Source organism: Pseudomonas sp. Pseusp11, assembly GCF_047304405.1.
In the GTDB taxonomy this organism is placed as follows: domain Bacteria; phylum Pseudomonadota; class Gammaproteobacteria; order Pseudomonadales; family Pseudomonadaceae; genus Aquipseudomonas.
Window position 1 is genome coordinate 18270 of record NZ_JBGLZF010000029.1, and the last position, 21667, is coordinate 39936.

The window sequence follows — 21667 nt, forward strand, 5'->3', positions numbered from 1 at the left end:
ACAAATCCGCGCACGTCATCAGATTTCCGTAAGGCATAATCCTCCCCAACACAAACAACAAGGATGCCGCCGTGAGCTCAGTCAACAAGTCGATTTTGTTGGTCGATGACGATCAAGAGATACGCGAGTTGCTGGACACCTACCTGACCCGTGCCGGTTTCCAGGTTCGTACCACGCCCGATGGCGCAGGCTTTCGTCAGGCGCTGAACGAGGCGCCGAGCGATCTGGTGATCCTCGACGTGATGCTGCCGGACGAAGACGGTTTCAGCCTCTGCCGCTGGATCCGCCAGCACCCGCGCCAGGCTCACGTGCCGATCATCATGCTCACCGCCAGCTCCGACGAGGCCGATCGTGTCATCGGCCTGGAACTGGGCGCCGACGACTACCTCGGCAAACCCTTCAGCCCCCGTGAATTGCAGGCGCGCATCAAAGCCCTGTTGCGTCGTGCGCAGTTCGGTCAGGAGCGGTCCGGCGGTGAAGTGCTGGCCTTCGACGACTGGCGGCTGGACATGGTCAGCCATCGGCTGTTCCACACCGACGGCGAGGAAGTGATTCTCTCCGGCGCCGATTTCGCCCTGCTGAAACTGTTCCTCGATCACCCGCAGGAAATCCTCGACCGCGACACCATCGGCAACGCCACCCGTGGCCGTGACTTGATGCCGCTCGATCGCATCGTCGACATGGCGGTCAGCCGTTTGCGCCAGCGCCTGCGCGACACCGAAAAGCCGCCGCGGCTGATCCGGACCGTGCGTGGCAGCGGCTACCAATTGGCAGCCAACGTGGTTGCCGGCAATGGCCACTGAGTTCCTGCGCAAGCTCGCCGGGCGCGTGCCGGTGCCGCGCTCGCTGCTCGGGCGCATGTTGCTGCTGACCCTGTTGGCGGTGCTGTTTGCCCAGACACTGTCGAGCGTGATCTGGGTTTCGCAACTGCGCGCCACGCAACTTGAAGGGCTGGTCACCAGCGCCCGCAGCCTGGCCCATTCGATGACGGCCAGTGTCAGTTATTTCCGCTCGTTGCCGGTGGCGTTCAGGCCGCTGGTACTCGACCAGTTGCGCAGCATGGGCGGCACCCGGTTCGTGGTGACCCTCAACGACAAACCCTTGGGCATGGAAGTGCTGCCGATCACGCCGCGCAAAGAAGCGGTGCTCAAAGCGGTGGACGAGGTGCTGCGCCAGTCGCTGGGCCAGGACGCGGATATTTCGGTGACGTTCGTCAGCCCCGAAGACCTGCGGATCTTCAATAGCGGGCTGAAACTCGATGAATTGCCACGCTCCTGGGCGCACTACGCGTTGACCCTGGAGCCAGTGAACCCACCGGTGCTGGTCACGCAAATCCAGATGGCGCCGGGGGAATGGCTGTACATCGCCTCGTTGTTGCCCGAACCCTACACCAGTCTTGAAGAGCAAGGCCTGCCGGCACAGCAAGTCTGGTTCATCGTACTCACCAGCGGCTTCTTGCTGCTGTTCATCGGCCTGCTGGTGCACTGGCAGAGCCGACCGCTCAAGCGATTGGCGCGGGCGGCGCGGGACATGTCCTTGGGCGCCGACGTCGAACCGGTCGCTCAGGGCGGTGGCAGTGAAGTGGTGGAAGTCGGTCGCGCGTTCAATGCGATGCGTGAACGCATCAGCCGTTACCTGACCGAGCGCAGCCAGTTGTTCAGCGCGATTTCCCATGACTTGCGCACACCGATCACTCGGCTGCGACTGCGGGTCGAATTGCTTGAAGACGAGAAACTGCAAGCCAAGTTCGGGCGTGATCTGGATGAGCTGGAGTTGCTGGTCAAAGGCGCGCTGCAATGCGTGAAAGACACCGACATCCACGAAAACATCGAGCAGGTGGACCTCAATCATGTGCTCGACTGCCTGGTGGAACCGTATCTGGCGCCTAACGGCAATGGCCGCGTGACACAGCAGGGGCGGGCGCTGCTGCCGTATCCCGGCAAGCCACTGGCGCTCAAGCGCTGCATTGGCAACCTGATCGACAACGCCTTGAAGTACGGGCAGAACGCGCATCTGCACATCGATGACGACGAGAGCGCGTTTGTGCTGCATGTCGACGACGAAGGTCCGGGCGTGCCCGAGCAGCGGCTGGAGCAAGTGTTCGAGCCGCACTTTCGCTTGGCCGGGCAGCAGCAGGGTTATGGCCTGGGGCTGGGGATTGCGCGCAACATCGCCCATAGTCATGGCGGTGAAGTCAGCCTGCAAAACCTGCGTGAAGGCGGGTTGCGCGTGACGTTGCAGTTGCCGCGACCAATGGATTGACACTGCCCCTGTGGCGAGGGAGCTTGCTCCCGTTGGACTGCGGAGCAGTCCCTCTTTCAGGGCCGCTCCGCGCCCCAACGGGAGCAAGCTCCCTCGCCACAAGTAACCACTCACTTCAAAATCAGGGTGAATGTCACAGCTCGGTGACAAAAGCCGCCCCCTTCGTTACCTGCCCGCCACCGACCGTTGTTTAGACTGGTCCCAGTCATAACAACAAAAAAGGTACCGCATGGACACCTTCCAACCCGCCTTCAGCAGTTGGCTGAACGCGCCTGCCCATCAGCAATGGCTTACCGCCGAAGGCCTGCGCCTGCTGGCGTTTGCCAGGGCTTCAAAGCTTCCCGAAGGCTTTGGCAATCTTGATGAAAAGGGCCGCCTCCCAGCCAGCGCCCAAGCCGAAACCATGAACACCGCGCGCATGACCCACAGCTTCGCCATGGCCCACATCCAGGGTTTGCCAGGGTTCGCCGAGCTGGTGGACCACGGCATCAAAGCCCTCAGCGGGCCGCTGCGTGACGCCGAACACGGAGGCTGGTTCGCCACGCCCGAACACCGCGACGGCAATACCGGCAAAGCCGCTTATCTGCATGCCTTCGTGGCGTTGGCCGCGAGTTCTGCGGTGGTTGCCCAGCGTCCCGGTGCGCAAGCCTTGCTCGACGATGCGATCCACATCATCGACAGCCATTTCTGGAGCGAGGGGGAGGGCGCCATGCGCGAGTCCTTCAACCGCGACTTCAGTTGCGAGGAGGCCTATCGCGGCGCCAACAGCAACATGCACGCCACCGAAGCCTTTCTCGCCCTGGCCGATGTCACCGAGGACCATCGCTGGCTGATTCGCGCGCAGCGCATCGTCGAGCGTGTCATTCACGAACACGCCGCCGCCAACGATTACCTGGTGGTCGAGCATTTCGACCGCGACTGGCAGCCGCTGCGTGACTACAACCACGACAACCCGGCCGACGGTTTCCGCCCTTACGGCACCACGCCGGGTCATGGTTTCGAATGGGCGCGGCTGTTGCTGCACCTCGAAGCCGCGCGGGTACAGGCCGGGATGCTCACGCCGGGCTGGCTCGTCACCGATGCGCAAAAACTCTTCGAGCACAATTGCCGCCACGGCTGGGACGTCGACGGTGCGCCGGGCATTGTCTACACCCTCGACTGGGACAATCGCGCGGTGGTTCGTCATCGCTTGCACTGGACTCATTGCGAAGCCAGCGCCGCTGCCAGTGCGCTGCTCAAACGCACCGGTGACGAACAATACGAGCGCTGGTACCGACTGTTCTGGGAATTCTGTGACAGTCATTTCATCGACCGCTGCGATGGCAGCTGGCATCACGAGCTCGATCCGCTGAACCGCCCGAGCGCCGATATCTGGGCCGGTAAACCCGACCTGTATCACGCCTGGCAAGCCGTATTGATCCCGCGCCTGCCGTTGGCGCCGAGCATGGCCAGTGCGCTGGGGCAGTTGTCCCAGAGCATTCCTGTGTAACCATGTGGTGACATTCGCGCGTCCCTTCGTTACCTGCGAAGGGCTATCCCCTGTTTAAAATCCTATGCAGCGCAAGCACCAGACTTGCATGCATAACAACAAGAAAGGTACTACTAGATGAATGCGATTTCTCGCCTCGCTACTGTCATTTCTCTCGCTTCACTGCTTCCCGTTACTGCATTCCCGCTCAGTGCCCTTGCCGCCGATTCCAAAGGTTCGGTGGAAGTCGTTCACTGGTGGACGTCTGGTGGTGAAAAAGCGGCTGTCGATGTGCTCAAGGCTCAAGTCGAAAAAGACGGTTTCACCTGGAAAGACGGCGCAGTCGCCGGCGGTGGCGGTGCCACTGCCATGACCGTACTCAAAAGCCGCGCCGTTGCCGGTAACCCGCCGGGCGTAGCGCAGATCAAAGGTCCGGACATTCAGGAATGGGCGTCTACCGGTCTGCTCGATACCGACGTCTTGAAAGACGCTGCCAAAGCTGAGAAGTGGGACAGCCTGCTCGACAAGAAAGTCTCCGATACCGTGAAGTACGACGGTAACTATGTGGCCGTGCCGGTGAACATTCACCGCGTCAACTGGTTGTGGATCAATCCGGAAGTCTTCAAGAAAGCCGGCATCGAAAAAGCGCCAACCACCCTTCAGGAATTCTACGCGGCCGGTGACAAGCTCAAGGCTGCGGGCTTCATCGCGCTTGCCCACGGTGGCCAGCCTTGGCAAGACAGCACCGTGTTCGAAGCGGTGGTCCTGTCGGTCATGGGCGTCGATGGCTATAAGAAAGCCCTGGTCGATCTGGATAACGCGGCGCTGACCGGTCCTGACATGGTCAAGGCGCTGACCGAGCTGAAGAAAGTCGCGACCTACATGGACGCCGACGGCAAAGGCCAGGACTGGAACCTGGAGGCGGCCAAGGTCATCAACGGCAAGGCCGGCATGCAGATCATGGGTGACTGGGCCAAGAGCGAGTGGACAGCGGCCAAGAAAGTCGCCGGCAAGGATTACGAGTGCGTAGCCTTCCCGGGCACCGACAAGGCCTTCACCTACAACATCGACTCGCTGGCCGTGTTCAAGCAGAAAGACAAGGGCACTGCTGCAGCTCAGCAGGACATTGCCAAGGTCGTGCTGGGTGAGAACTTCCAGAAAGTCTTCAGCATTAACAAGGGCTCGATCCCGGTTCGAAACGACATGCTGAGCGACATGGGCAAGTACGGTTTCGACTCCTGCGCCCAGACGGCTGCCAAAGACTTCCTGGCGGACGCCAAGACCGGTGGCTTGCAGCCGAGCATGGCGCACAACATGGCGACCACGCTGGCGGTACAGGGTGCTTTCTTTGATGTCGTGACCAACTTCATCAACGATCCGAAAGCCGATCCTGCCACTGCCGCCAAGCAACTCGGCACTGCCATTAAAGCAGCCAAGTAACCGTTAGCCGTGCACCCCTGTGGGAGGGATTTTGTGGGAGCCGGGCTTGCCCGCGATGCAGACACCTCGGTTTATCAGTTGCACCGAGGTGATGCCATCGCAGGCAAGCCAGCTCCCACAGAAGGCCGCTCCCACAAGGGAAAGCGCTTGTAATCTTTTCTCTTCGTACTGGATCTTCCCATGAGTTCTGTTGCTGTGTTCAGCAAGGCCTCGCCGTTCGATGCACTGCAGCGCTGGCTTCCCAAGCTGGTGCTGGCGCCGAGCATGTTCATTGTTTTGGTGGGGTTCTATGGCTATATCCTGTGGACCTTCGTCCTGTCGTTCACCACTTCGACCTTCCTGCCGACTTACAAATGGGCAGGTCTGGCGCAGTACCAGCGGCTGTTCGACAACGATCGTTGGTGGGTAGCGAGCAAGAACCTGGCGCTTTTCGGCGGCATGTTCATCGGCATCACCCTGGTGATCGGTGTGTTGCTGGCGGTGTTTCTTGACCAGCGCATTCGTCGCGAAGGTTTCATTCGCACCATTTACCTGTACCCGATGGCGCTTTCGATGATCGTCACCGGTACCGCCTGGAAGTGGCTGCTCAACCCGGGCATGGGCCTGGACAAATTGCTGCGTGACTGGGGCTGGGAAGGCTTTCGCCTGGACTGGCTGATCGATCCGGATCGCGTTGTGTACTGCCTGGTGATCGCGGCGGTATGGCAAGCCTCGGGCTTTATCATGGCGATGTTCCTCGCCGGTCTGCGTGGCGTTGATCAATCGATCATCCGTGCCGCCCAGATCGATGGCGCGAGCATGCCGCGCATTTACCTGAAAGTGGTGTTGCCGAGCCTGCGCCCGGTGTTCTTCAGCGCAGTGATGATCCTGGCCCACATCGCTATCAAGAGTTTCGACCTGGTGGCGGCAATGACCGCCGGTGGCCCGGGTTATTCCTCCGATCTGCCTGCGATGTTCATGTATTCCTTCACCTTCAGTCGCGGCCAGATGGGCATGGGCTCGGCCAGTGCGATTCTGATGCTCGGTGCGATTCTCGCGATCATCGTGCCTTACCTGTACTCCGAGCTGAGGGCCAAACGTCATGACTAGTTTCGCTGCCAAACCTGCCATCAGCCTGAGTCGCATCGCGATCTATGGCGTGCTGCTCCTTGCGGTATTGCTGTACCTGATACCGCTGGTGGTCATGCTGTTGACCAGTTTCAAGACGCCGGAAGACATCAACTCCGGCAACCTGCTGAGCTGGCCGACCGTGGTCAGCGGTATTGGCTGGATCAAGGCCTGGGGCACGGTTGACGGGTACTTCTGGAACTCGATCAAGATCACCGTTCCGGCGGTAATGATCTCCACGGCCATCGGTGCGTTGAACGGCTATGTGCTGTCGATGTGGCGCTTTCGCGGGTCGCAGTTGTTCTTCGGCCTGCTGCTGTTCGGTTGCTTCCTGCCATTCCAGACGGTCCTGCTGCCGGCCTCGTTCACCCTCGGCAAGATGGGCCTGGCCAGCACGACGACAGGCCTGGTGTTCGTGCACGTGGTCTACGGCCTGGCGTTCACCACGCTGTTTTTCCGTAACTACTACGTCAGCGTTCCCGATGCACTGGTGAAGGCGGCGCGGCTCGATGGCGCGGGGTTCTTCACCATCTTCCGCTTGATCATCCTGCCGATGTCCACCCCGATCATCATGGTCTGCCTGATCTGGCAGTTCACCCAGATCTGGAACGACTTCCTGTTCGGCGTGGTGTTCTCAAGCGGTGACTCGCAACCCATTACGGTGGCGTTGAACAACTTGGTCAACACCAGTACCGGGGCCAAGGAATACAACGTTGATATGGCGGCGGCAATGATCGCCGGGCTGCCGACCCTGCTGGTCTATGTGGTCGCAGGTAAGTATTTCGTGCGCGGGCTGACGGCCGGCGCAGTCAAGGGGTAATCATGGCTACGCTCGAACTTCGCAATGTAAACAAAACCTATGGCCCCGGCCTGCCGGACACCCTCAAGAATATTGAGCTGTCGATCAAGGACGGTGAATTCCTGATTCTTGTAGGTCCTTCGGGTTGCGGTAAATCGACCCTGATGAATTGCATCGCCGGCCTTGAGACCATCACCGGCGGCGCGATCATGATCGGTGACCAGGACGTCAGCGGCATGAGCCCCAAAGACCGCGACATCGCCATGGTGTTCCAGTCCTACGCGCTGTACCCGACCATGAGCGTGCGCGAAAACATCGCGTTCGGTTTGAAGATCCGCAAGATGCCCGCCGCCGACATCGACGCGGAAGTCGCTCGCGTGGCCAAGCTGCTGCAAATCGAACACCTGCTCAACCGCAAGCCGGGTCAACTCTCCGGTGGCCAGCAACAGCGCGTGGCCATGGGCCGGGCGTTGGCGCGTCGGCCGAAGATCTACCTGTTCGACGAACCGCTGTCCAACCTCGACGCCAAGCTGCGGGTCGAGATGCGCACCGAAATGAAACTGATGCACCAGCGCCTGAAAACCACCACGGTCTACGTGACCCACGACCAGATCGAAGCGATGACCCTGGGCGACAAAGTGGCGGTGATGAAGGACGGGATCATCCAGCAGTTCGGTACGCCGAAAGACATCTACAACAACCCGGCCAACTTGTTCGTGGCGAGCTTCATCGGTTCGCCGCCGATGAACTTCATTCCCCTGCGTTTGCAGCGCAAGGACGGCCGTCTGTTGGCGTTGCTCGACAGTGGTCAGGCGCGCTGCGAATTGCCGCTGGGCATGCAGGACGCCGGGCTCGAAGACCGCGAAGTGATCCTCGGCATGCGCCCGGAGCAAATCGTGCTGGCGAACGGCGAAGCCAACGGCCTGCCGACCATCCGCGCCGAAGTGCAGGTCACCGAACCGACCGGTCCCGACACCCTGGTATTCGTCAATCTCAACGACACCAAGGTCTGCTGCCGTCTGGCACCGGACGTCGCACCGGCCCCGGGCGAGACCCTGACGCTGCAATTCGATCCATCGAAAGTGCTGCTGTTCGATGCCAAGACCGGTGAGCGTCTGGGCGTTGCCGGCCTGCCAAAAACCGAAGCTCACAGCGCCAACGTGGCCCAGTTCAAAGGCCGCTGAAGATCAAATGTGGGAGCGAGCAAGCCCGCTCTCACAGGGGGGATTAGTGGCGGATGGAGACATCCGTCGCAATCGATGTAAACCGCGTTAGATAAAAACAGTTAATAACAATAAAACGAGGATGTAGGGATGAAGAAGAAGAACAACGCTCAGCTGATCTGCCAATTGACAGCGGTTGCGGCGATGATGCTGGCCGGTAGCGCACACGCGGCTGACGCGTTCAGTGCCGATTCCCAGTGGATGACGGGGGACTGGGGTGGTGAGCGGACCAAGCTGATCGAGCAAGGTATCGACATCAAGGCCGACTACGTCGGTGAAGTGGGCGCCAACCTGCACGGCGGCTACAACGACGACAAGACAGCGCGTTACGCGGACCAGTTTGGTCTGGGCGTGGCGCTGGACCTGCAAAAACTGTGGGGCTGGGATAACACCCAGGCCAAGATCCAGCTCACCAACCGTAACGGTCAGAACATCTCCAATGACCGTGTCGGCGACCCGCGTGCCGGCACCTTGAGCTCCTCCCAGGAAGTCTACGGCCGTGGCCACATGGTCCGTCTGACCCAGCTGTGGATCAAGCACCAGTTCCTCGACGGGAAACTGGACGTCAAGGCTGGTTACTTCGGCGAAGGCGAAGACTTCAACACCTTCCCTTGCGAGTTCCAGAACCTGGCATTCTGCGGTTCCCAGGCGGGTAACTGGGCGACCGGTATCTGGTACAACTGGCCGGTCATGCAGGCAGCGGTTCGCGTGAAGTACAACATCACGCCTGAGTTCTATGCGCAGATCGGCGCGTACAACCAGAACCCATCGCAACTTGAGCACGGTAACGGCTTCAAGCTCAGCGGCAGTGGTACCAAAGGCACCGTCTTGCCGGTTGAATTGGTCTGGTCGCCGAAGGTCAACAACCTGCCGGGCGAATACCGTGTCGGTTACTACAAGAGCACGGCCGACGCCAATGACGTCCGTAAAGACGACAACGGCAATGATGCAGCGACCACCGGCAATGCCTATCGCAGCCATGACAGCAAGCACGGCTACTGGTTCGTGGCGCAGCAACAACTGACCACCCATAACGGTGATGCTTCGCGCGGTCTGAACATCGCGGCCAACGCCACCTTCCACGACAAGGACACCAACTTCGTCGACAACTACCAGTCGCTGATGTTTGTTTACAAGGGCCCGTTCGATTCGCGTCCAAAAGACGACGTCGGGATCGGTTTCTCCCGTATCCATGTCAACGATGACGTAAAGAAAAACTCCGAGTTGGTTAACGCCGCCAATGGTGTCACCGACTACAACGATCCACTGTTCGCGCCACTGCGCAGCACCGAGTACAACTACGAGATCAACTACGGTTTCCACGTTACCAACTGGCTGACGGTGCGTCCTAACTTGCAATACATCACTCACCCGGGTGGTGTGGATGAAGTTGATAACGCGCTGGTCGCCGGCCTGAAAATTCAGTCGGTGTTCTAACGCTGTTGCGATAAGCTCCTCTCTATGTGCGCATATTTGCGGACGGCCATGGCTGTCCGCTTTTTTTTGGGGCTGGCTAACCAGGCTGCTGGCGAATGCTGTTGTGGCGAGGGAGCAAGCTCCCTCGCCACAGAAAGTTCACTGGCTACAAGAGCGCTGTTATTTTCAGGGGTTGTGAGTACACCAATGATTTTCAGGACCGTGGCACATGCTTGAGCATCCGCTACAACGCTTCTTCAAATCCTTGCGCGAACGTCCGGTGTTTGCGTGGGAGCGCTATCAGATGCGCGACGTGCTGGTGATCGACCATCCGCTGTGTCAGGCGGTGTTCAGTCGTCAGGGCGCGCAGTTGCTGCACTTCCAGCCAAAGGGTCAGAAACCCTGGTTGTGGTGCGCGGCGAAATGGCCGCACGTGGGTGCGATTCGCGGCGGCGTGCCGGTGTGCTGGCCGTGGTATGGCCGCCACCCAAGCGAAAACGCCTGGCCGTCCCATGGTTGGGCGCGTCTGCTCGACTGGAAACTGCTCGACAGCAGCAGTGACGACGATGGCGTGCGCCTGCACTGGCAGTTACAGCTGTGCGACTGGCAAGTGGACTTGCATGCGCACCTGGGCGAACGCATGGATTTGCACTTGAGCACCGAGCATCAGGACGACATGCCGTGCCAGTTGAGTCAGGCGTTGCACGCCTATTGGCGTATTGGCGACGTCGGTGAGATAGCGCTGTCTGGGCTCGAAGGAGTGCAAGGTTACGATCAGTTGAACCGCCAGGCTTGCCAACAGGAAGGCGAGTTGCGGGTCGACGGTGGGTGTCAGCGCGTGTTCCAGCATGACGGTGAATTACAGCTCAAGGACCACGCCTGGCAGCGCGAACTGTGCATCGACACCGGTGATCATGCAGACACGGTGGTCTGGCATCCCGGCTCGCGACCATTGCTGGGCGTGAGCTGGAACGAGATTTCCGAGTTCGTCTGTGTGGAAGCGGCCAGCGGCGGCACCGACAGCCTGTGCCTGGCGCCGGGGGAGAGGGCGCATTTGAGTTTGCAGGCGCGGGTTGGGGCGTGAGAAAGATCAACAGATCGCAGCCTCGCTTCGCTCGACAGCTCCTACAACGGATTGGCGTACACCCGTAGGAGTTGTCGAGCGAAGCGAGGCTGCGATCTTTTAAGTCCTAATTAAACTCATCCCCAATCGGATACCGACTGGCATTGAGGCTTTCCTTGATCTTGCGCAAATGCGGCTGGAAATCCACGCCTCGGCGCAAGGTCATGCCGGTGGCGAGCACATCGAGCACGGTCAGCTGAATGATCCGCGAGGTCATCGGCATGTAAATGTCGGTGTCTTCGGGCAACGGAATGTTCAGGCTCAAGGTACTGGCCTTGGCCAGCGGCGAACCTTCGGCCGTCAGCCCCAGCACCGAAGCGCCGTTTTCCCGGGCGATGCGTGCCACTTCCACCAATTCGCGGGTACGGCCGGTGTAGGAGATGATCACGAACAACTCACCGGTGTGGGCCACCGAGGCAATCATGCGTTGCATCAGCACATCGGCATGGGCGGTCACTGCCAGGTTGAAGCGGAAGAACTTGTGCTGCGCATCCAGTGCCACCGGGGCCGAGGCGCCGAGGCCGAAGAAGTGGATCTGCCGGGCCTGGATCAACAGGTCGACGGCGCGGCTGATCAGGTTCGGGTCCAGTGCCTGGCAGGCGCTGTCCAGGGACGCGATGGCGCTGCCGAAGATCTTCTGCGTGTAAGCCTCGGGGTTGTCGTCGGCTTCCACCGCACGGCTGACATACGCCGCGCCGCTGGCCAGGCTCTGGGCCAGCTGCAGTTTCAGTTCCGGGTAGCCGCTGACACCGAACGAGCGGCAGAAACGGTTGACCGTCGGCTCGCTGACCGACGCGGCCTGGGCGAGGGCGGCGATGCTGAACCGGGTCGCCTGCTGTGGGTTGAGCAGGATCACTTCGGCGACTTTGCGTTCTGCCTTGTTCAGGTCTTCGAGGCGACTCTGGATCTGTTCCAGTAAATTTCGCACGCGGTCCATATGGGTTCCTAAATTCACCTGCGCAAACAAGCGCTCGGCTATGCAAATTGGGCCTTTGATACGGCCCATAACGGTGGCCTATCCTACTGATGGCTCCGACCGACCACCACTCGGAATCTATATTTTGCGAAAATGTTGTGGTTATTACTACATTTTTCCTTGAGTGATGCCTTGAAAAAAGGTATTTGTAGCTTAACTTGATAAAAGAACAAACATCATGCCTTCGATTACGGTTGAACCGTGCACCTTTGCCTTGTTCGGCGCTCTCGGCGATCTAGCCTTGCGCAAGCTGTTTCCTGCCCTTTATCAACTCGATGGTGCCGGCCTGCTTCATGAGGATACGCGCATTATCGCACTGGCCCGTGAACCCGGCAGCGAGCAGCAGCATCTGGCGTTCATCGCCACCGAGTTGCGTCGCTACGTGGGCGCCAAAGAGCTGGATGAAGCCGTGCTCGAGCGCTTCCTGGCCCGGTTGAGTTACCTGCATGTCGACTTCCTCAAGGCCGACGATTACGTCGCCCTGGCCGAGCAGGCCGGCAGTGCCCAGCGGGTGATTGCCTACTTCGCCACGCCGGCGGCGGTTTACGGTGCTATTTGCGAGAACCTGTCGAAGGTCGGCCTGACCGAAAACACCCGCGTGGTGCTGGAAAAACCCATCGGTTCTGACCTGGAATCCTCGCGCAAGGTCAACGATGCCGTGGCGCAGTTCTTCCCGGAGAACCGCACCTACCGCATCGACCACTACCTGGGCAAAGAGACCGTACAAAACCTGATCGCCCTGCGTTTCGCCAACAGCCTGTTCGAAACCCAGTGGAACCAGAATTACATCTCCCACGTGGAAATCACCGTGGCCGAGCAGGTCGGGATCGAAGGCCGTTGGGGTTACTTCGACAAGGCCGGCCAGCTGCGGGACATGATCCAGAATCACCTGCTGCAGTTGCTGTGCCTGATCGCCATGGACCCGCCGGCCGACCTGTCCGCCGACAGCATCCGCGACGAGAAAGTCAAAGTCCTCAAGGCACTGGCGCCGATCAGCCCGGAAGGCCTGACTACTCAAGTGGTGCGCGGCCAGTACATCGCCGGTCACAGCGAAGGCAAGTCGGTGCCGGGGTATCTGGAGGAGCCTAACTCCAACACCCAGAGCGACACCGAAACCTTCGTTGCCCTGCGTGCCGACATTCGCAACTGGCGTTGGGCCGGCGTGCCGTTTTACCTGCGCACCGGCAAGCGCATGCCGCAGAAGCTGTCGCAGATCGTCATCCACTTCAAGGAACCGTCGCACTACATCTTCGCCCCTGAGCAGCGCTTGCAGATCAGCAACAAACTGATCATCCGCCTGCAACCGGACGAAGGCATTTCCTTGCGCGTGATGACCAAAGAACAAGGCCTGGACAAGGGCATGCAGTTGCGCAGCGGTCCGTTGCAGCTGAATTTTTCCGACACCTGGCGCAGCGCACGGATTCCCGATGCCTACGAGCGGTTGTTGCTGGAAGTGATGCGTGGCAATCAGAACCTGTTTGTCCGTAAAGATGAAATCGAAGCCGCGTGGAAGTGGTGTGACCAGTTGATCGCCGGGTGGAAAAAGTCCGGTGATGCGCCCAAGCCGTACGCGGCCGGGTCCTGGGGGCCGATGAGCTCCATTGCACTGATCACGCGGGACGGGAGGTCGTGGTATGGCGATATCTAAATTGAAACTGCCTCAGGGCGTCAGCGCCCATGAGTTCAAAAGCCCGGTGCTGCTGGCCGAAGGCCTGGCATTGACGGTAGCCAGACAACTGAGCGAGGCGATTGCCGCACAAGGCGCCGCGACGCTGGTGGTGTCCGGTGGGCGCAGCCCGGTGGCGTTTTTCCAGCACTTGGCCAAGCAGGCGCTGGACTGGTCGAAGGTGGTGGTCAGCCTGGCTGACGAGCGCTGGGTGCCGGTGGAGCATGCCGACAGCAATGCCGGTCTGCTCAAGCGTTACCTGCTGCAAGGCCCGGCGGCCAAGGCCCAGTTCCTGAGCCTCTACAGTGCCACCGCCAACCTGGAACAGGCCGCCGAGCAGGCTGATCGCTTGCTCGCCGAATTACCGGCGATCGATGTGCTGGTGCTGGGCATGGGCGACGACGGTCACACCGCGTCGCTGTTCCCCAACAGCCCGAACCTGGCCGACGCCTTGAAAGTCGACGGCAGCCGTCGCTGCTGGCCGATGCTGGCGCCGACCGTACCGCATCAGCGCCTGACCATGAGTCGTGCGCTGCTGGCTTCGGCCAGGCACACCGTTCTATCGATTTCCGGTCAGTCCAAGCTGACCACCCTGAGCGCCGCAGTGGCCGGTGACGATGTCGCCGCCATGCCGATTCGGGCGTTTCTGCAACCTACGTTAGAGATTTACTGGTGCCCATGAACCAAGGATCAGCCGCTATGACAAACACATCCCCGACCGTTTCCATGGCGGACAAAGTTGCCCTGATCGACAGCCTCTGCGCCAAGGCGCGGATCCTGCCGGTGATCACCATCGCTCGCGAACAGGACGTGCTGCCGTTGGCCGACGCCCTGGCCGCCGGTGGCCTCACGGCGCTGGAAGTGACCCTGCGTTCGCAGTTCGGCCTCAAGGCCATCCAGATCCTGCGCGAGAAGCGTCCGGAACTGGTGACCGGCGCCGGTACGGTGCTTGATCGCAGCATGCTGGCCGCTGCCGAAGCCGCCGGTTCGCAGTTCATCGTGACGCCAGGCATCACCCGTGACTTGCTCGAAGCCAGTGTCGCCAGCCCGATTCCGCTGTTGCCGGGCATCAGCAACGCCTCCGGCATTATGGAAGGCTATTGCCTGGGCTATCGCCGCTTCAAGCTGTTCCCGGCGGAAGTCAGCGGCGGCGTCGCAGCCATCAAGGCCTTGGGCGGCCCGTTCGGCGAAGTTAAATTCTGCCCGACCGGCGGCGTCAGCCCGGCCAACATCAAGAGCTACATGGCGTTGAAAAACGTGATGTGCGTGGGCGGTAGCTGGATGCTTGACCCCGAGTGGATCAAGAACGGCGACTGGGCCCGCATCCAGGAGTGCACCGCCGAGGCGTTGGCCCTGCTGGATTGATCTGATTTACCGGATTTACCAAACACTTCGTTGTGTGTTCTACGGCTTTACGGTGCGCTTGGTCGGTGCACCGTTTTTTTTTGCCTGATGAAAACCTGCGGGACATCACGCGATACATAGTTACCGCATCTCGTCGCACGTCCAGCGTTAACCTGCGTTCATCTTATGGAAGAGAGAATGTCATGGACGACAACACTGCAGTTGCATCCGCTTCACCGGTTTATCAACTGTCACCCGAGCAGATCGCCGGTCCGTATTTTCGAAACCCGAAACTGATCAGACGAAACATCAGCGAAGGCATGGACGGCATTCCCTTGGTGCTGCGGCTCACGATCATCGATGCCATGACCGGTCAACCGGTTACCGGGGCATTGGTCGATATCTGGCATTGCAATGCGCGCGGGGCGTATTCGGGCTGGAGCAAGATCAACCCGGATAAGGAAGTTGATGTGGATGATATCGGGTCGATCCCGCGCACCGACGACGACACCTACCTGCGTGGTGGGCAATTCACCGACAAAATGGGCATCGTGCGGTTTACCACGATTTATCCGGGGTTCTATGCCGGCCGCGCTTTACACATCCATGTCGCGGTACGCATTACGGCCGGCAATAACTATCTGGAAGAGCGGCACGTCGCCTGGGTCGGCCAGCTTTACTTTCCCGAGGTCGCATCAAGGTCGGTGCTCAACGCCCGTGAGTACAGCGGTCGAGCCGTCTCACCGCTGACCAATGCGCAGGATATGTTTTATCAGCGCATGGGCGGCGAGGCCTCGACCCTGAACATTCACACCATCGGTCGAGACTCGAATGAAGACGGCTTTTTCGGGCACACGACCATCGGTGTCGACACGTTTGCGGTGTCATCGCAAATCAAGCCCGAGGACTTCGACAAGTACACCGTGTGACGTCAGCGTAATTCGCTCAGCGCCCGGGCCAGCCGATCCATGTCGGCAGCCGTGGTGGTGAGCCCCGGCGTAATGCGGATGCACGGGCCACATGCTGCGCCGCTGCGCGCCACGGTAAACAGGTTGTAGTCGTTGAGCAGGCGCTCGACCATCACTTGTTGGTCGGCATGTCGGGTAAAGCGCATCGAGGTGATGCCGCAGTACAGGCGCGGGTCATCCGGGGTCATGACTTCGATCCCCGGTAACGCCCGAACGGCATCGACCCAGCGGTTGCGCAGGTAATTGAGCCGTGTGCCCTTGGCGACAGAACCGCCCATGGCCTGATGCTCTTCGAACACCAGCGGCAGGGTCAGCAGGGCCGGGATGTTCGGGGTGCTGTATGGCGTGCGGGCGCGAATGTCGGTGATCGGGAAATGCATCTCGCCCATGTCCGGGTCGATGTCGGCCAGGCGCTCGGGCGCGATGTAAATGAAGCCGAGGGTCAGCGGTGCACCGATCCATTTGTGCAGGTTGTAGCCGGCAAAGGCGATGCCCAGCTCATCGAGGTTGAACTCGATCTGGCCCAGAGCATGGGCGCCGTCGAGGATCACATCGATGCCATGCTCCCTTGCGGCAGCGGCAATCGCCTGCACCGGCATTACCAGACCGGTGCGATGGGTGACGTGGGTCAGGGCCATCAACTTCAGTCGCGGATAACGTGTGAAAGCTTCGCGGTACGTGGCCAGCAAGCTGTCGAAACTGGCGGGGTGACGGTGCTCGATCTCGATCACTTCCACGCCTCGATAGCGGGCCAGCCAACGCATTGCGCTCTTGACCGTGTCGTACTCCAGATCGCACAGCAGGATCTGATCGCCCGGTTCCAGGCGATTGTAGTTGCGGATCAGCGACTGCAAACCGTCCGAGGCGTTGCGGGTGAAGGCGACGGCTTCGGCCGGGGCACCGATCAGCTCGGCCAGCTGCGCGCGAATCTTGACGCTTTCGCCCTGTTCGAAGCGCTGGCGCACATGTACCGAGTTGCCGCGGTTGATGAGCTCGATGTTGCGCTGATACTCCTCGACCACAGTGCGTGACATGCGCCCGAAGTAACCGTTCTCCAGGTTCAGGGGGCCGGGTTCGACAGCATAGCGGTCGGCAAAGGTCTGCCAAAAGGCTTCATCACGGGCACGGCGGGTGTTATCGGGCATGGGCGACTCGGTGCGATAGGTCAGATCAGTGACGAGGGGCAGGTTTGCCGTGTTTGACACGCAACGGTTCGAGCAGCTCCGACAGACCGTTGTGGTCGATTTCCTGCATCAAGGCCAGCAACCCGCCCAGTTCCCCGTGAGGGAAACCTTCGCGAGCGAACCAGTTCAGGTACTGGCCGGGCAGGTCGGCGATGATACGGCCCTTGTATTTGCCGAAGGGCATCTCGCGGGTAATCAGCAGTTCGAGCTTTTCGGGATTCATCATCAGTCGTCTTGATTCAAAACAGTCTGGAAAATACAGGCATTCTGCATGCAGGCCAATTGACAGATCATGCAAAAAAAGCGGATACAGATCTCACGTTTAAATATAACTTGTTGAAATTTAAGTAGAAAAATATCAATTCGAAGCTGGCATGCAGGGTGCAACGACTTACTGCATCTTTCATCAACCGCAAGGAATTGAAAAATGACCGACATTAATAAAGAAGCGATCTCTGTACTCAACGACCTGATTGAAACCTGTAAAGATGGTCAAGAAGGGTTCAAGACTTGCGCTGAAGACATCAAGAATCCCGAACTCAAAACCCTGTTCATTCGGCGTTCCGCCGATTGCGCCACTGCCGCTGCCGAACTGCAGGCCACGGTGCGTTCCCTGGGCGGCGATCCGGAAACCTCCACCAGTGTCGGCGGCGATCTGCACCGTCGTTGGGTGGATGTGAAGTCGATGTTCACCGGCAAGGATGAAGAGGCAGTGCTGAACGAAGCTGAGCGTGGTGAAGACCACGCGAAGAAGGCTTACAAGAAAGCGCTGGAAAAAATCAACGAAGACAACCTGGTAAGTATTCGTGACACCGTTGAACGCCAGTACCACGGCGTGCAACGCAACCACGATCAGGTCAAAGCCCTGCGTAACCAGGCTCGCGCACGCTCGTAAGCGTTCGTTCCCCATCAAAAACGCCAGCCAGTCTGGCGTTTTTTTGTGTTCGAGATTGTAGGAGAACGAAACGCTGCATTCACCGTGGCGAGGGGGGCTTTTTGTGGCGAGGGAGCTTGCTCCCGCTGGGGTGCGCAGCGCCCCCAATCGGGCACCTCGATTCACCTGTTCCGGCGCGGAGCAGCTTCTACGACTGCTGCGCAGCCGAACGGGAGCAAGCTCCCTCGCCACAGAAGCCCATCCAGGCCACGGATGAGCGATGAATCAGCCGATGCTGATCGCCGGCAAGGTCGGCAATGTCACGGTCTGCTGTTTACGCGGTGCCAGAATCTCCGCCTCGCCATCCACTACCAGTTCATCACGCTGGTTGAACACGCGAGTGGCGATCCGCACACGAAACTTCGGCATTTTCTCGAGAATTTCCAGGCGCACAGTCAGCGTGTCGCCAATCTTCACCGGCTTCTGAAAGCTCATCGTCTGACCGATATAAATAGTCCCCGGCCCAGGCAACTCGCAAGCCACCGCCGCGCTGATCAACGCGCCGCTGAACATGCCGTGGGCGATGCGCTCCTTGAACATGGAGGCAGCGGCGAATTCGGCGTCCAGGTGCACCGGGTTGTGGTCACCGGACATCGCGGCGAACAACAGAATGTCGCGTTCTTCGACGGTTTTGCTGTAGCTGGCGGTCTGGCCGATTTCGAGGGCTTCGTAAGGGGTGTTGGTAACCTGGGTCATCTGTCTCGATTCCTGTGACGAATTAAATGAATCCACAAAAAAACTATTCGGCTCTGGGTGGCCGGCGGTTGCTCAAGGCCTGGGCGATCCAGTTCAGCACGTCGGCAGTCACCTCATCGCGATTGCTCTCATTGAACAGTTCGTGCCGGGCCTGCGGGTAAATATTCAAGTGCAGGCTCTGGCAGCCAGCGTCGCGCAGGGCGTGGGCCAGATCTTTCAGACGTTTGCCTTCGCTCACCGGATCACATTCGCCGCCAATCACCAGCAGCGGCAGGCCCGGATCGATCTGGGCGAGATTGGACGCTTTGCTGATTTGCTGCAAGCCGCCGAGCAAATCGATCCATAGCTGATTGGTGCAGCGAAAGCCGCAGAGCGGGTCGTTGGCGTACTTGTCGACCTCGGCCGGGTCGCGGCTCAGCCAGTCGAACGAGGTGCGAGCCGGTTTGAATTTCTTGTTGAACGAGCCGAATGACAGCCATTCGATCAATGCACTGCGACCCTTGGGCCCCTGGCGCAGGCGTTCGAGACGAGCAATCTGCCGCGCTGCGCGATAGAGCGCCACGGGCTGGAAGTTCGAGCCGCTGAGAATCGCCCCGTGCAGGCTGGCGCTGTGGTGCAGCAAGTAAGCCTGGGCGATGTAGCTGCCCATGCTGTGGCCCAACAGCACGATCGGCGTGCCGGGATGCTGTTGGCCGATATGTTGGTTGAGGCTGGCGAGGTCACCGACCACTTTGCCCCAGCCATCGCTGTCGGCGAAGTGGCCCAGCGTGCCGTTTTCAGCGGTTTTGCCATGTCCACGCAGGTCCGGTGCGTAAACACCGTAGCCCTGTTCACAGAATTTTTCTGCCAGGCGAGCGTAGCGACCGCTGTGTTCCGCCATGCCATGGGCCAGCAGGATCACGGCTTTGAGCGGCGCAGCCGGCAGCCACTGGTTGACGAAGAGGCGGCTGCGGTCGCTCGCGGTCAGCCAGAAAGTGTCATGGATCATGGCGATTCCTTTGCATGGGACTGTAGGCGGCATGGGCGTCGTTGCATTGTATAGCGCATCCCGCGCGCGCCGTCTGATCAGGCCGCGCCGGGGCAGCAAGATTCACGGGATCAATGAGGACCGTGCGCATATTTGCCTGATTCACCATAGCTGCTAGTGTCCGGGAAGCACCGCTTTTCAGAAGTGATAGAAAAAGCGGCCCCGGATAGATTCAGGTAATGAGGACAAGAACAATGCAACCTGATTTCTGGAATGACAAACGCCCGGCCGGCGTGCCCCTGGATATCGACCTTGGGGCCTATAAGTCGGTGATCGAGGTGTTCGAGCGTTCCTGCAAAAAATTTGCTGACCGCCCGGCATTCAGCAACATGGGCGTGACCCTGACCTACGCTGAACTGGAACGTTACAGCGCTGCGTTCGCCGGTTACCTGCAAGCCCACACCGACCTGGTGCCGGGGGATCGCATCGCGGTGCAGATGCCCAACGTCCTGCATTACCCGATCGCCGTGTTCGGCGCCTTGCGCGCCGGGCTGATCGTGGTCAACACCAACCCGCTGTACACCGCGCGGGAGATGCGTCATCAGTTCAAGGACTCCGGTGCCCGGGCGCTGGTGTACCTGAACGTGTTTGGACAGAAGGTCCAGGAAGTGTTGCCCGACACTGACATCCAGTACCTGATCGAAGCGAAGATGGGCGACCTGATGCCCACCGCCAAGGGCTGGCTGATCAATACCGTGGTCGCCAAGGTCAAGAAAATGGTCCCGGATTATTCGCTGCCCCAGGCCATCTCCTTCAAGAGCGCGCTACGTCTGGGCCGGGGCCTGGGCATCAAACCGCTGAACGTCGGTCTCGACGACATCGCCGTGTTGCAATACACCGGCGGCACCACCGGGCTGGCCAAGGGCGCGATGCTGACCCACGGCAACCTGGTGGCGAACATGCAGCAGGCGCGGGCATGCCTCAGTCAGCTGGGTGCCGACGGTCAGCCGCTGCTGCGCGAAGGCCAGGAAGTGATGATCGCGCCGCTGCCGCTGTACCACATCTATGCCTTCACGGCGAACTGCATGTGCATGATGGTGACCGGCAACCACAACGTGCTGATCACCAATCCGCGGGACATCAAGGGCTTCATCAAGGAACTGAAGAACTGGCGGTTCTCGGCGCTGCTGGGGCTCAACACGCTGTTCGTCGCACTGATGGACCATCCCGATTTCAAGACCCTGGATTGCTCCAGCCTCAAACTCACCAACTCCGGCGGCACGGCGCTGGTCAAGGCCACCGCCGAGCGCTGGGAGCAGCTCACCGGTTGCCGGATCACCGAAGGTTACGGCCTGACCGAAACCTCGCCGGTGGCCTGCACCAACCCTTACGGCGACAAATCACGCATCGGCACGGTCGGCCTGCCGGTGCCGGGCACAACCCTGAAAGTGATCAACGACGAAGGCGTCGAGCAGCCGTTGGGCGAGCGCGGCGAACTGTGCATCAAAGGCCCGCAGATCATGAAGGGCTACTGGCAGAAACCCGAAGCCACCGCCGAAGTGCTGGATGCCGACGGCTGGTTCAAGTCGGGCGATATCGGGGTGATCGACCCGGACGGTTTCGTGCGTATTGTCGATCGCAAGAAAGACATGATCATCGTTTCGGGTTTCAACGTGTACCCGAACGAGATCGAAGACGTGGTGATGGCCCACCCGAAAGTCGCCAACTGTGCGGTGATCGGCGTGCCGGACGAGCGTTCGGGGGAGGCGGTGAAACTGTTTGTGGTGGCCCGTGAGTCGGGGGTCAGCCTTGAAGAGCTGAAGGCTTACTGCAAGGAAAACTTCACGGCGTACAAAGTACCCAAGCACATCGTGTTGCGTGAGTCGTTGCCGATGACGCCGGTGGGCAAGATTTTGCGGCGGGAGTTGCGGGATATCGCATAAACGGTCGTAGACCGAGGTGATGCCAAAAGATCGCAGCCTTCAGCAGCTCCTACGGGGATCGCATTCCTCTGCAGGCGCTGCCGAAGGCTGCGATTTTTTGCTTTGAAAGCCGCGAATTCAGAGGCTTTCAGGGCGGTATAGGATTTTTGCT

At 59.9% G+C, this 21667-nt stretch carries 20 protein-coding genes; 15 read left to right on the top strand and 5 right to left on the bottom strand.

Features of this window, described 5'->3' with window-relative positions; genetic code table 11:
• Nucleotides 1-71 precede the first annotated feature (71 nt).
• The 9 genes from ACCC96_RS21555 (at nucleotide 72) to ACCC96_RS21595 (ending at nucleotide 10799) form a co-directional block, all read left to right on the top strand.
• Nucleotides 72-803: a response regulator gene (locus ACCC96_RS21555; protein WP_007934711.1), complete on the top strand. Its 732-nt coding sequence runs from the start codon at nucleotides 72-74 to the stop codon at nucleotides 801-803.
• On the top strand, nucleotides 793-2262 hold the full coding sequence (locus tag ACCC96_RS21560; RefSeq protein ID WP_413696850.1) for an ATP-binding protein: 1470 nt from the start codon (nucleotides 793-795) through the stop codon (nucleotides 2260-2262). The genes ACCC96_RS21555 and ACCC96_RS21560 overlap by 11 nt, the downstream gene beginning before the upstream one ends.
• Before the next feature lie 229 nt (nucleotides 2263-2491).
• Nucleotides 2492-3751, top strand: coding sequence for an AGE family epimerase/isomerase (locus ACCC96_RS21565; protein WP_413696851.1), 1260 nt, complete (start codon nucleotides 2492-2494; stop codon nucleotides 3749-3751).
• A 117-nt stretch (nucleotides 3752-3868) separates the two neighbouring features.
• Nucleotides 3869-5170: an ABC transporter substrate-binding protein gene (locus tag ACCC96_RS21570; protein ID WP_413696852.1), complete on the top strand. Its 1302-nt coding sequence runs from the start codon at nucleotides 3869-3871 to the stop codon at nucleotides 5168-5170.
• 180 nt (nucleotides 5171-5350) lie between these two features.
• Entirely contained in the window at nucleotides 5351-6259 is a 909-nt protein-coding gene (locus ACCC96_RS21575; protein ID WP_018926470.1) for a carbohydrate ABC transporter permease, read from the top strand.
• Nucleotides 6252-7097, top strand: a complete 846-nt coding sequence (locus tag ACCC96_RS21580; protein ID WP_019581464.1) for a carbohydrate ABC transporter permease — start codon at nucleotides 6252-6254, stop codon at nucleotides 7095-7097. Before ACCC96_RS21575 ends, ACCC96_RS21580 begins: the two co-directional genes overlap by 8 nt.
• A gap of 2 nt (nucleotides 7098-7099) precedes the next feature.
• A complete protein-coding gene (locus tag ACCC96_RS21585; protein WP_018926468.1) occupies nucleotides 7100-8260 on the top strand; it encodes an ABC transporter ATP-binding protein in 1161 nt (386 codons plus the stop codon).
• A gap of 129 nt (nucleotides 8261-8389) precedes the next feature.
• Nucleotides 8390-9736 (top strand): carbohydrate porin, encoded by a 1347-nt coding sequence (locus ACCC96_RS21590; RefSeq protein ID WP_413696853.1) that lies wholly within the window; start codon nucleotides 8390-8392, stop codon nucleotides 9734-9736.
• Nucleotides 9737-9944: 208 nt separating this feature from the next.
• On the top strand, nucleotides 9945-10799 hold the full coding sequence (locus tag ACCC96_RS21595; protein WP_019651704.1) for a D-hexose-6-phosphate mutarotase: 855 nt from the start codon (nucleotides 9945-9947) through the stop codon (nucleotides 10797-10799).
• A 106-nt stretch (nucleotides 10800-10905) separates the two neighbouring features.
• Here ACCC96_RS21595 and ACCC96_RS21600 read toward each other — a convergent pair whose 3' ends face one another.
• Nucleotides 10906-11766, bottom strand: a complete 861-nt coding sequence (locus ACCC96_RS21600) for a MurR/RpiR family transcriptional regulator (RefSeq protein ID WP_172901244.1) — start codon at nucleotides 11764-11766, stop codon at nucleotides 10906-10908.
• A 226-nt stretch (nucleotides 11767-11992) separates the two neighbouring features.
• Here ACCC96_RS21600 and zwf point away from each other — a divergent pair, with 226 nt between their 5' ends.
• From zwf to ACCC96_RS21620, 4 genes are all read left to right on the top strand, one after another.
• Entirely contained in the window at nucleotides 11993-13462 is a 1470-nt protein-coding gene (zwf, locus tag ACCC96_RS21605; protein WP_018926464.1) for a glucose-6-phosphate dehydrogenase, read from the top strand.
• Entirely contained in the window at nucleotides 13449-14162 is a 714-nt protein-coding gene (pgl, locus tag ACCC96_RS21610) for a 6-phosphogluconolactonase (protein ID WP_413696854.1), read from the top strand. The genes zwf and pgl overlap by 14 nt, the downstream gene beginning before the upstream one ends.
• Nucleotides 14163-14179: 17 nt before the next feature.
• Nucleotides 14180-14845: a bifunctional 4-hydroxy-2-oxoglutarate aldolase/2-dehydro-3-deoxy-phosphogluconate aldolase gene (locus ACCC96_RS21615; RefSeq protein WP_018926462.1), complete on the top strand. Its 666-nt coding sequence runs from the start codon at nucleotides 14180-14182 to the stop codon at nucleotides 14843-14845.
• Between the two features lie 182 nt (nucleotides 14846-15027).
• Nucleotides 15028-15753, top strand: coding sequence for an intradiol ring-cleavage dioxygenase (locus tag ACCC96_RS21620; protein WP_413696855.1), 726 nt, complete (start codon nucleotides 15028-15030; stop codon nucleotides 15751-15753).
• A gap of 2 nt (nucleotides 15754-15755) precedes the next feature.
• On the opposite strand, the gene ACCC96_RS21625 is transcribed toward ACCC96_RS21620, so the two are convergent.
• Entirely contained in the window at nucleotides 15756-16937 is a 1182-nt protein-coding gene (locus ACCC96_RS21625) for an aminotransferase class V-fold PLP-dependent enzyme (protein ID WP_413696856.1), read from the bottom strand.
• A gap of 25 nt (nucleotides 16938-16962) precedes the next feature.
• The gene (locus tag ACCC96_RS21630) at nucleotides 16963-17199 is read right to left on the bottom strand and encodes a DUF3820 family protein (RefSeq protein ID WP_026346079.1); all 237 of its coding nucleotides are present in this window, start codon (nucleotides 17197-17199) and stop codon (nucleotides 16963-16965) included.
• Nucleotides 17200-17403: 204 nt separating this feature from the next.
• On the opposite strand from ACCC96_RS21630, the gene ACCC96_RS21635 reads away from it, so the two are divergent.
• Nucleotides 17404-17871, top strand: a complete 468-nt coding sequence (locus ACCC96_RS21635; RefSeq protein WP_413696857.1) for a ferritin-like domain-containing protein — start codon at nucleotides 17404-17406, stop codon at nucleotides 17869-17871.
• 264 nt (nucleotides 17872-18135) lie between these two features.
• Here the strand turns inward: ACCC96_RS21635 and ACCC96_RS21640 are convergent, their stop codons facing one another.
• Both ACCC96_RS21640 and ACCC96_RS21645 read right to left on the bottom strand, forming a co-directional pair.
• Complete coding sequence (locus ACCC96_RS21640) at nucleotides 18136-18606, bottom strand: MaoC family dehydratase (protein ID WP_413696858.1); 471 nt, start codon at nucleotides 18604-18606, stop codon at nucleotides 18136-18138.
• 43 nt (nucleotides 18607-18649) lie between these two features.
• Nucleotides 18650-19594: an alpha/beta hydrolase gene (locus tag ACCC96_RS21645; protein ID WP_019651709.1), complete on the bottom strand. Its 945-nt coding sequence runs from the start codon at nucleotides 19592-19594 to the stop codon at nucleotides 18650-18652.
• Between the two features lie 233 nt (nucleotides 19595-19827).
• Between ACCC96_RS21645 and fadD2 the strand changes: the two genes are divergently transcribed.
• Entirely contained in the window at nucleotides 19828-21516 is a 1689-nt protein-coding gene (gene fadD2, locus ACCC96_RS21650) for a long-chain-fatty-acid--CoA ligase FadD2 (protein ID WP_096480957.1), read from the top strand.
• Nucleotides 21517-21667 lie beyond the last annotated feature (151 nt).

What these genes read in the sequence shown, in the direction of transcription:
- zwf (WP_018926464.1), top strand. Translation starts at nt 11,993, where the DNA reads ATGCCTTCGATTACGGTTGAACCGTGCACCTTTGCCTTGTTCGGCGCT.
- ACCC96_RS21630 (WP_026346079.1), bottom strand. Translation starts at nt 17,199, where the DNA reads ATGAATCCCGAAAAGCTCGAACTGCTGATTACCCGCGAGATGCCCTTC.
- fadD2 (WP_096480957.1), top strand. Translation starts at nt 19,828, where the DNA reads ATGCAACCTGATTTCTGGAATGACAAACGCCCGGCCGGCGTGCCCCTG.
- ACCC96_RS21615 (WP_018926462.1), top strand. Translation starts at nt 14,180, where the DNA reads ATGACAAACACATCCCCGACCGTTTCCATGGCGGACAAAGTTGCCCTG.
- ACCC96_RS21585 (WP_018926468.1), top strand. Translation starts at nt 7,100, where the DNA reads ATGGCTACGCTCGAACTTCGCAATGTAAACAAAACCTATGGCCCCGGC.
- ACCC96_RS21565 (WP_413696851.1), top strand. Translation starts at nt 2,492, where the DNA reads ATGGACACCTTCCAACCCGCCTTCAGCAGTTGGCTGAACGCGCCTGCC.
- ACCC96_RS21595 (WP_019651704.1), top strand. Translation starts at nt 9,945, where the DNA reads ATGCTTGAGCATCCGCTACAACGCTTCTTCAAATCCTTGCGCGAACGT.
- ACCC96_RS21560 (WP_413696850.1), top strand. Translation starts at nt 793, where the DNA reads ATGGCCACTGAGTTCCTGCGCAAGCTCGCCGGGCGCGTGCCGGTGCCG.
- ACCC96_RS21570 (WP_413696852.1), top strand. Translation starts at nt 3,869, where the DNA reads ATGAATGCGATTTCTCGCCTCGCTACTGTCATTTCTCTCGCTTCACTG.
- ACCC96_RS21575 (WP_018926470.1), top strand. Translation starts at nt 5,351, where the DNA reads ATGAGTTCTGTTGCTGTGTTCAGCAAGGCCTCGCCGTTCGATGCACTG.
- ACCC96_RS21580 (WP_019581464.1), top strand. Translation starts at nt 6,252, where the DNA reads ATGACTAGTTTCGCTGCCAAACCTGCCATCAGCCTGAGTCGCATCGCG.
- ACCC96_RS21645 (WP_019651709.1), bottom strand. Translation starts at nt 19,594, where the DNA reads ATGATCCATGACACTTTCTGGCTGACCGCGAGCGACCGCAGCCGCCTC.
- ACCC96_RS21625 (WP_413696856.1), bottom strand. Translation starts at nt 16,937, where the DNA reads ATGCCCGATAACACCCGCCGTGCCCGTGATGAAGCCTTTTGGCAGACC.
- ACCC96_RS21640 (WP_413696858.1), bottom strand. Translation starts at nt 18,606, where the DNA reads ATGACCCAGGTTACCAACACCCCTTACGAAGCCCTCGAAATCGGCCAG.
- ACCC96_RS21620 (WP_413696855.1), top strand. Translation starts at nt 15,028, where the DNA reads ATGGACGACAACACTGCAGTTGCATCCGCTTCACCGGTTTATCAACTG.
- ACCC96_RS21590 (WP_413696853.1), top strand. Translation starts at nt 8,390, where the DNA reads ATGAAGAAGAAGAACAACGCTCAGCTGATCTGCCAATTGACAGCGGTT.
- pgl (WP_413696854.1), top strand. Translation starts at nt 13,449, where the DNA reads ATGGCGATATCTAAATTGAAACTGCCTCAGGGCGTCAGCGCCCATGAG.
- ACCC96_RS21635 (WP_413696857.1), top strand. Translation starts at nt 17,404, where the DNA reads ATGACCGACATTAATAAAGAAGCGATCTCTGTACTCAACGACCTGATT.